Origin of the sequence: Enterobacter sp. JUb54, from assembly GCF_014298075.1 — a bacterium.
In the GTDB taxonomy this organism is placed as follows: Bacteria; Pseudomonadota; Gammaproteobacteria; order Enterobacterales; family Enterobacteriaceae; genus Klebsiella; species Klebsiella lignicola.
On the sequence record NZ_CP060418.1, the window covers coordinates 3218846 to 3233165 of the forward strand.

Below are 14320 nucleotides of genomic sequence, written 5' to 3' on the forward strand. Positions count from 1 at the left end.
TTATGGCAGGGCAATGCATTATTTTGATGGGCGTGTCGGGCACCGGGAAAACTACCGTAGGTCAGGCGTTGGCCCAGGCGCTTGAAGCCAAGTTTATCGACGGTGACGATCTTCATCCCCGGCAGAACATCGTCAAAATGGCCGCCAGTCAGCCGCTGGATGACCACGATCGCCAGCCGTGGCTGGAGCGCATTGGCGATGTGATTTTCAGCCTTGGGCAGAAGAACGAATCCGGCGTGCTGGTATGCTCGGCGCTGAAAAAGCGCTACCGCGACCAGCTGCGCGAGGGTAACCCCCATTTACGCTTCCTGTGGCTGACCGGCGACTACGACTGCATTTTGCAACGGATGCAGGCACGTAAGGGCCACTTTATGCCGGAAGCCCTGCTGCGCAGCCAGTTTGCCGCGCTGGAAACCCCGGACGCCAGCGAAGGCGATATCGTCGTGGTGGATATCGCCCCCGATGTCGCAAGCATTGTGGCGCACTCCATCACATTACTTAACCCGCAACCCACGCAGGGAGTCCCGGCATGATTATCGATACCTTAAGCGCCGCCGCTAAAAATAGTTTTTACCCGCCGGTTATCCGCAAAGCATTGCAGGCGGTACTGCAGCAGGAGCCGCACGCTCTGCCACCGGGGAAATACACCGTCGATGGCGATAATCTGTTTTTTACCGTTGTCGAAGGCAGCACGAAACCGCTGGCGGAACAGCGCCCGGAGTACCATCGTCAGTACATCGATATTCATATTGTGCTGCAAGGTGAGGAGATTATCGGAGCCGGAAACAAAGGCCTGGAAATTGTCCCGGACGGACCGTTTAAGGACGCCCATGATATTGGCTTTTGTGAGGGGATCAGCAGCGAAACGCTGATTCATCTGCATCCTGAAGAGCTGGCAGTCCTGTTTCCCGGGGAACTGCATCGACCAATGAGCGCCATGGATGCCGGCGCGCCGCTGCGCAAAATTATCGTCAAAATTGACCACGTGCTGCTTTAATCAGTCAGCCATCGGCCCCGCCGCGTTCCATGCGGGGCCACATGAATTTGTCTCTTAGTTATCCAGTTCGTCCATCGACTTAACCTGATCGCGGTTGATCTGCTCGGTACGACCGGTTTCCGCATTTTTGTAGGACACCATGCCGGTATCATCATCCACCTGCGGTTTGCCATCGGTCACAATGGTTTTACCATCGGTAGTTTTCAGCGACTGATTGGATGAACACCCGGCTACGGTAAACAGTGCAGCAGCGGCGAAAACCGCAGCGGTGAGGGGTTTATTGTATTTCATCGTGTTTCTCTCCCGTTATTCAGTCAAATTAATTATTTCCTAACCACTTCAGGCTAGCTGACCAAACCGAGAGAGAACACCAGAACTCTCCGAAGTGGTGTTTTCACGCGGATGTCCTTGTTTTTGTTCGAAGCCGATCGCAAGGCAAAAAAAAGCGCCCCCGGTGTCGACCACCGGAGGCGCTTTTTACGGGCAGATTACATTATTTCTTAATCTGCGCGTGCATTTCCTGCACCGAGGTGACCTTCTCGATAGCGTTGGCGTTCAGCGCCATTGCCGTCGCGAAACCGCCGTTCAGGGTCGTGTCGTAATGAACTTTGTACTGCAGGGCGCTGCGGCGAATCAGCTTGGAGTCTTCAATCGCCTGACGACCTTCAGTGGTGTTGATGATGTAGGTGTATTCGCCATTCTTGATACGGTCCTGAATGTGCGGACGACCTTCATGCACCTTGTTCACCAGACGCGGGTTGATACCGGCTTCACCCAGCACAATCGCGGTGCCGTGGGTGGCATCCAGTTCGAAACCAAACTTCAGCAGTTTCGCCGCCAGGTCAACCACACGCTCTTTATCGCCTTCGCGAACGGAGAGCAGCGCGCGTCCCTGTTTTTTCATAGTTGAGCTGCTGCCCAGCTGCGCTTTCGCGAACGCTTCCGCGAAGGTACGCCCGACGCCCATCACTTCCCCGGTAGAGCGCATTTCTGGCCCTAACAGCGGGTCAACGCCCGGGAATTTGTTGAACGGCAGCACCACTTCTTTCACCGAGTAATACGGCGGGATAATCTCTTTGGTCACGCCCTGCTGTGCCAGAGTCTGGCCAGCCATCACGCGCGCCGCCACTTTGGCCAGCGGAACACCGGTGGCTTTCGAGACGAACGGGACGGTACGTGCCGCACGCGGGTTGACTTCAATCAGGTAGACTTCGTTGTTCTTCACTGCGAACTGAACGTTCATCAGGCCGCGAACCTGCAGCTCGAAGGCCAGCTTCTGCACCTGCTCGCGCATCACATCCTGAATTTCCTGGCTCAGGGTGTAGGCTGGCAGAGAACATGCGGAGTCACCGGAGTGTACGCCAGCCTGCTCGATGTGCTCCATGATGCCGCCAATCAGCACCATTTCGCCGTCGCAGATGGCGTCCACGTCAACTTCTACCGCGTCGTCAAGGAAGCGGTCCAGCAGCACCGGCGCGTCGTTAGACACGCTGACCGCGGTCTGGAAGTAGCGACGCAGGTCGGCTTCGTCGTAGACGATTTCCATTGCCCGGCCACCGAGGACGTAGGACGGACGTACCACCAGCGGGTAGCCAATCTCTTTTGCCTTCTCAACGGCCATCTCGATGGCGGTAACGGTGGCGTTAGCCGGCTGCTTCAGCTTCAGACGGTCAACCGCCTGCTGGAAACGCTCGCGGTCTTCCGCGCGGTCAATCGCATCCGGGCTGGTGCCGATAACCGGTACGCCAGCGGCTTCCAGCGCACGGGCCAGTTTCAGCGGAGTCTGGCCGCCGTACTGCACGATGACGCCTTTCGGCTTCTCGATGCGCACGATTTCCAGCACGTCTTCCAGGGTGACCGGCTCAAAGTACAGACGATCAGAGGTGTCGTAGTCGGTCGACACGGTTTCCGGGTTACAGTTGACCATAATGGTCTCGTAACCGTCTTCACGCAGCGCCAGCGAGGCGTGTACGCAGCAGTAGTCGAACTCGATACCCTGACCGATACGGTTCGGGCCGCCGCCGAGGACCATGATTTTATCGCGGTCAACGGACGGGTTCGCTTCACACTCTTCGTCGTAGGTGGAGTACATGTAGGCGGTGTCGGTCGCAAATTCCGCCGCGCAGGTATCCACACGCTTGTAGACCGGGTGCAGGTTGTACTGGTCACGCAGCTTGCGGATTTCGCCTTCACGAACGCCCGCCAGTTTTGCCAGACGCGCGTCGGCAAAGCCTTTGCGCTTAAGCTGGTGCAGGAAGTCAGCGGTCAGGCCGGTGATACCGAGTTCGGTCACTTTCTCTTCCAGACGTACCAGCTCTTCGATTTGTACCAGGAACCAACGGTCAATATTGGTCAGGTTGAAGACGCCGTCCACGGACAGCCCGGCACGGAATGCATCGGCGATGTACCAGATACGCTCGGCGCCAGCGTCTTTCAGCTCGCGGCGGATTTTGGTCAGCGCTTCCGGATCGTCGAGGCTCACTTTCGGGTCGAAACCGGTGGCGCCCACTTCGAGGCCGCGCAGCGCTTTCTGCAGAGATTCCTGCTGGGTGCGGCCAATCGCCATCACTTCACCCACAGATTTCATCTGCGTGGTCAGACGGTCGTTCGCACCAACAAATTTTTCAAAGTTGAAGCGTGGAATTTTGGTAACGACGTAGTCGATGGACGGTTCGAACGATGCCGGGGTACGACCGCCGGTGATGTCGTTCATCAGCTCATCCAGGGTGTAACCGACCGCCAGTTTCGCCGCCACTTTGGCAATCGGGAAGCCGGTGGCTTTCGATGCCAGTGCCGAGGAGCGTGATACGCGCGGGTTCATTTCGATAACAATCAGGCGACCGTCTTTCGGGTTCACCGAGAACTGAACGTTAGAACCGCCGGTTTCCACACCGATTTCACGCAATACCGCCATCGAGGCGTTACGCATAACCTGATACTCTTTGTCGGTCAGGGTTTGCGCCGGTGCCACGGTGATGGAGTCACCAGTGTGAATGCCCATGGCGTCGAAGTTTTCGATGGAACAGACGATGATGCAGTTGTCGTTCTTATCGCGCACCACTTCCATTTCGTACTCTTTCCAGCCGATCAGCGATTCATCAATCAGCAGCTCGTTGGTCGGAGAGAGATCCAGACCGCGGGTACAGATTTCTTCGAACTCTTCGCGGTTGTAGGCGATACCGCCGCCGGTGCCGCCCATGGTGAAGCTCGGGCGAATAATGCACGGGTAGCCCACATCGGCAGCAACGGCCAGCGCTTCTTCCATCGTGTGCGCAATACCGGAACGCGCGGTATCAAGACCGATTTTCTTCATCGCCACATCAAAGCGACGGCGGTCTTCTGCTTTATCAATCGCATCGGCGGTGGCGCCGATCATGGTCACGCCGAACTCTTCCAGCACGCCCTGACGTTCCAGTTCCAGCGCGCAGTTCAGCGCCGTCTGGCCGCCCATGGTCGGCAGAACCGCGTCCGGGCGCTCTTTTTCGATGATTTTGCGTACCACTTCCCAGTGAATCGGCTCAATGTAGGTGGCATCGGCCATTTCAGGGTCGGTCATGATGGTGGCCGGGTTAGAGTTCACCAGGATGACGCGGTAACCCTCTTCACGCAGGGCTTTACAAGCCTGAGCGCCAGAGTAGTCAAATTCACAAGCCTGGCCGATAACGATCGGGCCAGCGCCAAGAATCAGGATGCTTTTTATGTCTGTACGTTTTGGCATGGCTTTTTTCTCCTGATTATTTCGCGGACTGGCGGTACTGCTCAATTAACTCGATAAAATGGTCGAACAACGGCGCGGCATCATGCGGGCCTGGGCTCGCTTCCGGGTGTCCCTGGAAGCTGAACGCCGGTTTGTCAGTGCGGTGGATGCCCTGCAGGGTGCCATCGAACAGTGACTTGTGGGTCACGCGCAGGTTAGCCGGCATAGACGCTTCGTCGACCGCAAAACCGTGGTTCTGCGCGGTAATCATTACCACGTCGTTATCGATATCTTTGACCGGGTGGTTGCCGCCGTGGTGGCCGAACTTCATCTTCACGGTCTTCGCTCCGCTCGCCAGCGCCAGCAGCTGATGACCGAGGCAGATGCCGAATACCGGAACATCGGTCTCGAGGAATTTCTCAATCGCGTCGATAGCGTAATCGCACGGCGCCGGGTCACCAGGACCGTTGGACAGGAAGATCCCGTCCGGATTCATCTTCAGCACCTCTTCCGCAGAGGTTTGTGCCGGCACGACGGTCAGACGGCAGCCGCGATCGACCAGCATGCGCAGAATGTTGCGTTTGGCACCGAAATCGTAGGCCACAACGTGGAACGGCAGTTCGCTTTCCGCTTTCGCTTCCGGCAGGTCGCCCGCCAGCGTCCAGCTTCCTTGTGTCCAGCTGTAGGTTTCTGAAGTGGTGACTTCTTTTGCCAGGTCCATGCCGTTCAGGCCCGGGAACGCTTTGGCTTTTTCCAGCGCCAGCTGTGCATCCAGGTTATCCCCTACGATGATGCAGCCGTTCTGTGCGCCCTTTTCGCGCAGCAAACGAGTCAGCTTACGGGTATCGATATCGGCAATCGCCACGATGTTATGGCGCTTCAGGTAAGAAGAGAGGTCTTCGGTATTGCGGAAGTTGCTGGCAATCAGCGGCAGGTCGCGAATAATCAGACCTTGTGCATGTACCTGGGAAGATTCTTCATCGGCGGCGTTGGTGCCGACATTACCGATATGAGGATAAGTAAGAGTGACAATTTGGCGGGAATAGGAGGGATCAGTGAGGATTTCTTGATAACCGGTCATTGAAGTATTGAAAACGACTTCCCCAACCGCCGTGCCCGTTGCCCCGATGGCCCGACCGTGAAACTGGGTTCCGTCTTCCAGAACCAATAGCGCTGACTTAATCAAAACACCCTCCAGAGAATATTCACTCACTTTATTTGCATATTAATGCATAGCGATAGCACGAATCAATGCAAATTTGCTTACCTATGGATTTCTGGCAAACGGCGGCATTCTGGAGAGATGTCGGGCAAAAGTCAACTTAAAGCCGATATTTTTAATCTATTTTTACGTCACTGGGCACTTCACACTGCTTTAGCAGGCAAAAAGATCAACTAACTATGCTAAGAAAACGCTTGCGGACTAGGAAGATTGAAAAAATGCGGGCCTGAGTGTGAAAAAGTAGACCAAATGGTCAAAATTTACAATAACACAACAGAAATAGAAGAGATAAGCATGAATTATAAATGCTTGAGATAAAAACATTAATGAAACGATTAAAAATAAAAAGGGCAATAAAATATTGCCCTTTGCAATCAATCACATATTGAATGCAACAACCACATCACGATGGGTAATAAATCTTATAAACTGTTTAACTCCAGGACGTCTCGCATATCAAAAAGCCCGATTTTCTTGTCTTTCAGCCACAGAGCGGAACGAACGGCGCCATTGGCAAACGTCATCCGGCTGGAGGCTTTATGGCTGATTTCAATGCGCTCGCCGATATCGGCGAACATCGCCGTATGTTCCCCGACGATGTCACCCGCGCGCACGGTGGCAAACCCGATGGTGCCCGGTACGCGCTCGCCGGTATAACCTTCACGGCTGTAGACTGCGCAATCCTTCAGATCCTTGTTCAGAGCACCGGCAATCGCCTCGCCCATCGCCAGCGCTGTGCCTGACGGCGCATCGACCTTGTGGCGGTGGTGAGCTTCGATAATTTCGATATCAGTATAGTCACCCATGACCTTCGCCGCTTTTTCCAGCAGTTTCAGCATGACGTTAACGCCGACGCTGAAATTAGCCGCGAAAACTATGGCAATATCCTGCGCGGCATCGCGAATGGCTTGTTTTCCTGCGTCATCAAAACCCGTCGTACCAATCACCATCCCTTTCGCATGCTCGCGGCAAAACGCCAGGTGGTTTAAGGTGCCTTCCGGGCGGGTAAAATCGATCAGCACGTCAAAATCATCGTTGACTGCCGTCAGGCTGCTTTGCACCGTGACGCCCATGTGGCCTGCGCCTGCCAGTTCGCCAGCATCGCTGCCGAGCAGGGAGGAACCTTCGCGCTCCAGCGCCGCGCCCAGCGCCACGCCGTCCATCTGCTGTACCGCTTGAATCAACTGGCGTCCCATCCGGCCGCCCGCGCCCGCGATGGCCACGCGGATTTGTGCATCATGCATAGCTATTCTCTTTTGTTAACTTCACGTAAATAGTTTTCAGAGTAACCAGCCCAACGATGGGCCGCTACTCAAAAACACCGATAATTAGAAATTTATGACAAACCGCGATCGATATCAGTAAAAACTATATGTTTTTCATCATTAGAAGGAGAGATATCGTAGCGTTAAAGCACCGCTAACAGTCTGAGATCACTGACTCTTTGCGCATAAATCCGCACGATTCACGGATCACCAGCGCGGGGGGCAGAATAATCCGTTTTGGCGGCTCATTATTGCCCTGAATACGGCTATACAATAGCTCACCGGCTTTCCGACCAATCTCTTTTGCTGCCACCGAAACGGTCGTCAGGGCAGGCTGAACCAGAGCCGCCTCGGTAATATCGTCAAACCCCACCAGCGCAAAATCCCGACCCGGTTCACGCCCGGTTTTACGTAGCGCCTGCATCACACCAAGTGCCACAATATCCTGATAACAGACTGCGGCCGTTATCTCCGGATAGCGGGTCAGGAGCGCCTCGGCGACTTTCGCCCCATCAATCTGGCTGGCCTTAGCCGTGACAATCCACTCAGGATTAGGGGATATTCCGCTTTCCAGTAGCGTACTGGTGAAGCCACCAATACGTTGCGCCCGAGTACCTGAACTCAAGCTGCCACCGATAAAAGCAATATTCCGATGCTCCATTTTCAACAAGTGAGCGGTAGCCATTTGCGTGCCAAGAAAGTTATCGGTGCCGACAAAATCAAAATCCGGATCGCTGAGCGGACGTACCACCATAATGGCGGGAATATTGCGCCTTTTCAGGGCATCGAAAAATGAGGTCGGGGTTTCCCGCGCCGCGCACAACACCATGCCGCAGGCGTTGTTTCGCATGAGTGAGTCAACAAACTTCTGTTGTCGCTCGCCTGACTCTTCACTGTTTGCCAGGAACAGCAGCAGGTCGTGTCGCTCCATTTCATGACTTAAGCCCGCCGTCATCTCACCATAAAACGGGTTGGTAATATCATGCAGTAACAGTCCGACCTGATTGCTACTGCGATTCCGCAGGTTAGCGGCAGTCTGGTTGTAGACATATCCGGAATCATCCAGAGCTTTCAGCACCCGTTCACGCGTAGCTTGTGAAATCCGTCCTCGATTACGCAACACCATCGAAACGGTAGCCGTAGACACCCCTGCCCGTTCGGCCACCTGTGCCAGCGTTACTGTCGTCATCATGCCTCCTGTTCGTTCACTGAAGGTTAATCGAATAACCTAAAAAATGCATTATTCCCTGTGAGCACACTCACATTAAGACGCATTTTAGCCCGCTGGTTGTGGATTATGGCGGGTTAATCGCGTTAACCATACTGTCAAAACAAGGTTAATCGATTAATCTTTGTTTAGCCAATATGGAGACAAATAATGCAAACGACCTATGATAAATTCCCTGATATAGCCATTCAGGGCTATGACGACCAGGCCTGGCAGGGTTGGGCCTCCATCAATACCGCACTTAACGCCAGAACATCAACGTCCTCCAGAACCGTGCTGGTTGTGGACTGCTACCCAGGCGTGCGGATTGAGGAGCTGGAACAGCGCCTGTTGCCATCACTCAACGCTGCATTGACACTGAACGTCGAATCCGCCCGCCGCGATGAGCAAGCGTTACACGATCTCCTGGCGCGCAATCTTACCGATGACCGCGTCTTCGGCGTGCTGTCCTGCCATCACCTTGATGAGTTTTTTAATGCCGAAAAACTGCATCAGTTACGCCGCCAGGTTGACGCCGTAACGGAAGGCGTCATTGTGATCTATGGTCCTGGCGCCACGCTCGTTCACCCAGGAGACCTGCTGGTCTACGCTGATATGCCACGTTGGGAAATCCAACAACGGATGCGCCATGATGGCCTGGGAAACTGGGGGGCAGATAACCAGGACGAAGATATTCTCCGCCGCTATAAACGCGCCTTCTTTATTGAATGGCGCGTCTTCGACCGCCATAAAACGCCGTTGCTCAAACGTACCGATTATCTGCTCGATACCACACAAAAAGATGCACCGACGCTAGTCAGCGGTGAAGCGCTGCGCGCTGGACTACAGCACACTACCGCCCGCCCGTTCCGGGTCGTCCCTTTCTTCGACCCTGGTGTCTGGGGCGGTCAGTGGATGAAACAGCAATTCGATCTCGATCCCTCCGCGCCCAATTACGCATGGTGTTTTGATTGCGTGCCCGAGGAAAACAGCCTGTTACTGCGTTTTGGTCAGGTGCGGATCGAGATCCCCTCACAAAACCTGGTATTACTCCACCCACGTGCGCTCCTTGGCGAGAAGGTCCACGCCCGGTTTGGCGCTGAGTTTCCTATTCGCTTCGATTTTCTGGATACCATCGGCGGTCAGAACCTCAGTTTCCAGGTTCATCCGGTTACCGAGTACATCCAACAACAGTTCGGGATGCACTATACCCAGGATGAGAGCTATTACATCCTCGAAGCCGAGCCGGGAGCCGTGGTCTATTTGGGAACGCAAACGGGAATCAAACCGCAGGAGATGCTCGACGATCTACAGGCAGCCGGCCGTGGCGAAAAAGCGTTTGACGATCGGCGCTTCGTTAACCAAATCCCGGCGCGTAAGCACGATCACTTCCTTATCCCTGCCGGTACGGTTCACTGTTCCGGAAGCGGCACAATGGTGCTCGAAATCAGCGCAACACCCTATATCTTCACCTTCAAACTCTGGGACTGGGGGCGTTTAGGCTTAGACGGTTTACCGCGCCCGGTGCATCTTGAGCATGGCGAACAGGTCATCGACTGGCAACGCGATACGCAGTGGGTCAACGACAACCTGGTTAACCGCATTGAACCTATCACCGAAGGAGAAGGCTGGCGAGAGGAGCGGACGGGCATGCACGAACGTGAGTTTATCGAAACCCGTCGCCACTGGTTTACCGCACCGGTAACGCACCATACCAGGGGCGGCGTTAACGTATTGAACCTGATTGAAGGGGCGGAAGCTCTCGTCGACAGCCCTGACGGTGCCTTTGAGCACTTTATCGTCCACTACGCCGAGACGTTTATCATACCCGCCGCAGTAGGCGAGTATCGCATCTCTCCATCGGGGAAAGGCGCAGGACAGCAACTTGCCACCATCAAAGCCTGGGTAAGGGGATAAGCAAATGATCAACATCATTGTTGCCAGCCACGGTCCGCTTGTCAACGCCCTGCTTGCCAGCGGGCGGATGGTTTATGGCGAATTACCGCATGTCTCTACCGTCACGCTCGACGAACAGGCGGGCATCGAAGGCTTTAAGCAGGACTTCGCCCGCACGCTGGGTGAAGTTGGTCAGCAGGCCGACGGCGTACTGGTGCTATGCGATATGCAAAGCGGTACGCCATGGAACGTCGCCTGCCTGCACGCATTTTCTTCCCAGACAACGCCTCCTGTCGCCGTACTGGCCGGGGTTAATTTCCCGATGCTGCTGCAGAGTGAAGACATTATCCACCTGACGGATGTTCACGCCGCTGCCTTACAGCTACTGGCGTTAACCGTACCCACCCTGATTAAAGCCACCCCGGTTTTAGCCATTCAGCCTGATGATTTTTAAAGGAAAACGCTTATGAGTATCTCTTTTGTACGTATTGACGACCGGGTGATCCATGGGCAGCTCGTGACGCGCTGGGCCAAAGAGCTGCCCTGCGACGGTATCGTGGCAATTGACGACGCTGTCGCGGCCGATCCGCTACTTTCGTCGGTGATGAAAGGCGCCGTGCAAGACATCAAAGTCTGGCTGTTCGACACCGCTACGGCCATTGAAAAACTGCCAAAAGTCATTGCCAGTGAGAAACGCTATTTCGTGATCGGCAAATCCCCGGTCACTTTACAGCGCCTGGAGGCGGCAGGGATCAGCCTGAAAAATGCCAATGGCAAAATCAACGTTGGCCCAATGAGCGCCCGCGCGGATACCACCACCATTGGACCAAATCAGTCGGTGAATGCCGCTGAGGTCGCCGCCTTTGACTGGCTGGTACAGCACGGGCATCACGTTGAATTCCGTCTGGTTCCGGATGCCAGCTACTACAGCTGGCAGGACGCACGCCAGAAGCTGAAATAAGGAGCGGATGATGATTATCGAAGCTACGTTGATTGGCATTCTTTGTTATCTGGGGGCCCTCAGCAGTCCCTGGCTTCTAGGTCTGACCGGCGGCTGGTATCTGATTACCCGACCGCTGGTGTCCGGCATGCTGGTCGGGCTGATTCTGGGCGACCTGAAGACCGGGATCATGATAGGCGTTGCGGTCCAGGCGGTTTATATCGCGATGGTGACGCCGGGCGGTTCAATGCCCGCGGACCTCAACTTCGTCGCCTATCCGGCAATTGCGTTAGGTATTCTGTCAGGTAAAGGGCCGGAGGTCGCGGTAGCTCTGGCTGCCACTATCGGTATCGCCGGCACGATTTTGTTCAATGCGATGATGGTGCTGAACTCCTTCTGGAATCACCGGGCCGACGTGGCGCTGGAGCGAGGCGACGATCGCGGTATTTATCTGAACAGCGCCATCTGGCCCCAGGTCACGAACTTTGTTTTACGCTTCGTGCCTACGTTTATTGCCGTCTATTTCGGCGCACAGTACATCAGCGGCTTTATGGACAGTTTGCCAAAGATCATTCTGTCGACGATGAACGTCCTGGGCGGCATCCTGCCTGCGGTGGGGATCGCAATACTGCTCAAACAGATCATCAAAAACTACACCATGCTGATCTATTTTCTCGTCGGTTTCGTCTGCATCGTCTTTTTAAAACTCAATATGGTCGCACTGGTGATCGTGGGTTCGTTGCTGGCGCTTATCCATTACAACTACAAACCGGAGCCGCAGCAAAACGCAGGCACAGCACCGGTCGTCGATGATGAGGATGAATTCTGATGGAAGACCGTACCCTGACCCGGAAAGATCTGCGCCGTTGCTGGCGAGCGTGGATGATGCACAACCTCTCGTCCATGAGCTTTGAGCGCCTGGAATCCTTCGGCTTCTGCCTGAGCATGCTGCCGGTGGCGAAAAAACTTTACCCGGATACCGCTGAGCGTACTGAAATGCTGCGCCGCCACGCTTCGTTCTATAACACTGAACCGCAAATCGGCGCGATTGTTAACGGTATGGTGCTGGGGCTAGAGGAGAAAAAAGCCAACGGTGATCCCATCGACGGTGAAACGATAAATACCCTGAAAGTCGGTCTGATGGGGCCGATCGCCGGGATCGGCGACTCGATGATCCCAGGCATGCTAATCCCCATCTTATTGAGTATTGGTATGGCGCTTGCGGCCGGCGGCAGTATTCTTGGGCCGCTATTTTATACCATCGCCTGGCTGGCTATTATTCTGCCGGGCTCGTGGTTCCTGTTTTTGAAAGGTTACAAAATGGGCTCCGGCTCGGTAGAAATGCTGGTCAGCAGCAAATCGGCCCGCCTGCGCGAAGCCTTGTCGCTACTGGGGGTTTTCGTGATGGGCGGCGTGGCGGCAAGCTACGTAAAGCTCGGCACCGGGCTGGAGTTTATTACGAAAGATGGCGTTAATATCCACGTCCAGCAAATGCTGGATGGTATTTTCCCGCAGTTACTGCCTCTTGTCGTGGTGCTGGGAACCTGGTATTTGATGGCCAAACGCGGCGTTTCGCCAGTGAAAGCCATGATCATGCTGCTGGTGCTGGCTGCGGCAGGCGTCGCCAGCGGTTTCTTTGCCGGTTAACATGCCTGAATAAAGCTGACCGGGGCATTACGCCCCGGTTTTCTTATGGATGGAAGTTGTGCCACAGCTCCGCCGTTTTATCCGGGCGGGAGATAAACTGAAAGCGCGCTGGGTCATCGATAAACTGCTGATAAATCGGATCGGAAGTTAGCCCAAATTCAGTGTACTGTCGGGGAGTGATCGCCTGTAATCGTCCTGCAACGTAATGCGGATTGTGCTGCCAGACCACGTGCTTATCTTGCAATAACGGGTACCATGCCAGCCCCTTACGCGCTCGAACAGCCTGATACTCAAAACCATATTCACGGTCGCACCAGGCACCGAAAGTGAGTGGAACATCCGGGTTAGCCGATATCGTGGCGTGCCCCCATCCTGGTGGCACCAGCACTTTTTCTCCTGGATTAGCAATCACGGCAAAGCAACGACCGGGATCGTCCTCTACGTACTCCTGCATATAGATAATTGCGCTCCCTTGCCAGATCTCATAGAGTTCTGGCGGCGACCAACCACTGTGCTGGCTAATACGATGGATATGCCCCTGGCTGCGAATCGGCTCATCTCCTAAACGTCCGGCGGCATAGGTCACTACGCCAAACAGCAACATTCGTTTTTGTAGCTCTTCACGATCCTGCATCCGCGCAACGTCCATGGCGATTGCATAAACATCTTGCGGTCCGTCGCAATGCGGGTCGCGCAGCGAAGCACGGATTTGTTCGAGGTGACGGATCTCCGGCATCGGGCCGGTCACATCCTCACCATAGCTGAAACCCAGCGGCTGATGATGAATCGTCATATCCAGACCATAATCGCGGACAGAATTAGCCATTCTGCACCTCCTTTGCCTGGATCTGCTGATGTTCCTCGATAATCCGCAACGCGAAGCCGTTTACCAGCGATGCGTAGTCATGGCCTGCAACGCCGGGCCAGACGGCCAACGCAGAGAGCGTATCCTCACCGGTATTAATCAACCGGTGGGCGGTAAATCCGGGAATAATATGCACGGACCCGACAGAAACCTTTTCGAGCCGCGCCTGTCCTTGCTCATTTTGCTGCAACAGCAAACCGCTACCGCGCAGGCCAAAGTAAACTTCGCCTTGCTCACGGCGGGCATGGTAATGCCCACGGGTCATAAAATACTCGTTGCCAACTTTCCCCGGATACAGATGGGTAACGCCGGTATACAGCTCCCCTTCGTCTGAAGGGGTATCAAACATTTCTACATCATAAACAACCTGCTCTCCCGCCATAGCCTGACGAGCCTGCTCATCGGCAAAAATACCGGCAAGATCGATGATGCGCGTTGACTTACCTAATAACGGACCATTGGAAAGTGCTCCACTGGCCCACGCCACCTGCGGTGGCTGGATAAAAGAAGGATTCATGTTTGTCTCCGGCCCAAGGAGAACAGCAGAATCAGATTAGCAGATTAATCGATTAACCTTGAATGTA

The 14320-nt window shown here is 54.8% G+C and carries 14 protein-coding genes; 7 read left to right on the forward strand and 7 right to left on the reverse strand.

The genetic code is table 11. The annotated features are described in order from the left end of the window. The first annotated feature begins 2 nt into the window (after nt 1–2). Complete coding sequence (locus HF679_RS14790; protein ID WP_187042168.1) at nt 3–533, forward strand: gluconokinase; 531 nt, start codon at nt 3–5, stop codon at nt 531–533. Next, nucleotides 530–997 carry a YhcH/YjgK/YiaL family protein gene (locus HF679_RS14795; protein WP_123757554.1) on the forward strand — a complete coding sequence of 156 codons (468 nt, stop codon included), beginning with the start codon at nt 530–532 and terminating at the stop codon, nt 995–997. Before HF679_RS14790 ends, HF679_RS14795 begins: the two co-directional genes overlap by 4 nt. A gap of 54 nt (nt 998–1051) precedes the next feature. Here HF679_RS14795 and HF679_RS14800 read toward each other — a convergent pair whose 3' ends face one another. The 5 genes from HF679_RS14800 to HF679_RS14820 all read right to left on the reverse strand — a co-directional run bounded on the left by HF679_RS14800 (nt 1052) and on the right by HF679_RS14820 (nt 8370). Next, entirely contained in the window at nt 1052–1288 is a 237-nt protein-coding gene (locus HF679_RS14800; RefSeq protein ID WP_123757555.1) for a YgdI/YgdR family lipoprotein, read from the reverse strand. Between the two features lie 202 nt (nt 1289–1490). After that, nucleotides 1491–4715 carry a carbamoyl-phosphate synthase large subunit gene (gene carB, locus HF679_RS14805; protein WP_154144485.1) on the reverse strand — a complete coding sequence of 1075 codons (3225 nt, stop codon included), beginning with the start codon at nt 4713–4715 and terminating at the stop codon, nt 1491–1493. 16 nt (nt 4716–4731) lie between these two features. After that, entirely contained in the window at nt 4732–5880 is a 1149-nt protein-coding gene (gene carA / locus HF679_RS14810) for a glutamine-hydrolyzing carbamoyl-phosphate synthase small subunit (protein WP_123757557.1), read from the reverse strand. 458 nt (nt 5881–6338) lie between these two features. Further along, nucleotides 6339–7160, reverse strand: coding sequence for a 4-hydroxy-tetrahydrodipicolinate reductase (gene dapB / locus HF679_RS14815; RefSeq protein WP_123757558.1), 822 nt, complete (start codon nt 7158–7160; stop codon nt 6339–6341). 175 nt (nt 7161–7335) lie between these two features. Further along, entirely contained in the window at nt 7336–8370 is a 1035-nt protein-coding gene (locus HF679_RS14820; protein ID WP_187043060.1) for a LacI family DNA-binding transcriptional regulator, read from the reverse strand. Nucleotides 8371–8559: 189 nt separating this feature from the next. On the opposite strand from HF679_RS14820, the gene HF679_RS14825 reads away from it, so the two are divergent. Genes HF679_RS14825 through HF679_RS14845 form a run of 5 tightly spaced genes read left to right on the forward strand, consistent with a single transcriptional unit; the run spans nt 8560 to nt 12871 of the window. Next, nucleotides 8560–10305 (forward strand): class I mannose-6-phosphate isomerase, encoded by a 1746-nt coding sequence (locus HF679_RS14825; protein ID WP_187042169.1) that lies wholly within the window; start codon nt 8560–8562, stop codon nt 10303–10305. 4 nt (nt 10306–10309) lie between these two features. After that, nucleotides 10310–10738 carry a PTS sugar transporter subunit IIA gene (locus tag HF679_RS14830; protein ID WP_187042170.1) on the forward strand — a complete coding sequence of 143 codons (429 nt, stop codon included), beginning with the start codon at nt 10310–10312 and terminating at the stop codon, nt 10736–10738. Nucleotides 10739–10750: 12 nt separating this feature from the next. Then, nucleotides 10751–11245, forward strand: coding sequence for a PTS system mannose/fructose/N-acetylgalactosamine-transporter subunit IIB (locus HF679_RS14835; protein WP_123757562.1), 495 nt, complete (start codon nt 10751–10753; stop codon nt 11243–11245). Between the two features lie 10 nt (nt 11246–11255). After that, on the forward strand, nt 11256–12053 hold the full coding sequence (locus HF679_RS14840) for a PTS mannose/fructose/sorbose/N-acetylgalactosamine transporter subunit IIC (protein ID WP_123757563.1): 798 nt from the start codon (nt 11256–11258) through the stop codon (nt 12051–12053). Continuing rightward, on the forward strand, nt 12053–12871 hold the full coding sequence (locus HF679_RS14845; RefSeq protein ID WP_123757564.1) for a PTS system mannose/fructose/sorbose family transporter subunit IID: 819 nt from the start codon (nt 12053–12055) through the stop codon (nt 12869–12871). Before HF679_RS14840 ends, HF679_RS14845 begins: the two co-directional genes overlap by 1 nt. Nucleotides 12872–12914: 43 nt before the next feature. Here the strand turns inward: HF679_RS14845 and HF679_RS14850 are convergent, their stop codons facing one another. Together HF679_RS14850 and HF679_RS14855 are read right to left on the reverse strand one after the other, a co-directional pair. Beyond that, on the reverse strand, nt 12915–13697 hold the full coding sequence (locus HF679_RS14850) for a glucose-6-phosphate isomerase family protein (RefSeq protein ID WP_123757565.1): 783 nt from the start codon (nt 13695–13697) through the stop codon (nt 12915–12917). Beyond that, nucleotides 13690–14253 (reverse strand): glucose-6-phosphate isomerase family protein, encoded by a 564-nt coding sequence (locus HF679_RS14855; RefSeq protein WP_123757566.1) that lies wholly within the window; start codon nt 14251–14253, stop codon nt 13690–13692. The genes HF679_RS14850 and HF679_RS14855 overlap by 8 nt, the downstream gene beginning before the upstream one ends. Nucleotides 14254–14320: the final 67 nt, after the last annotated feature.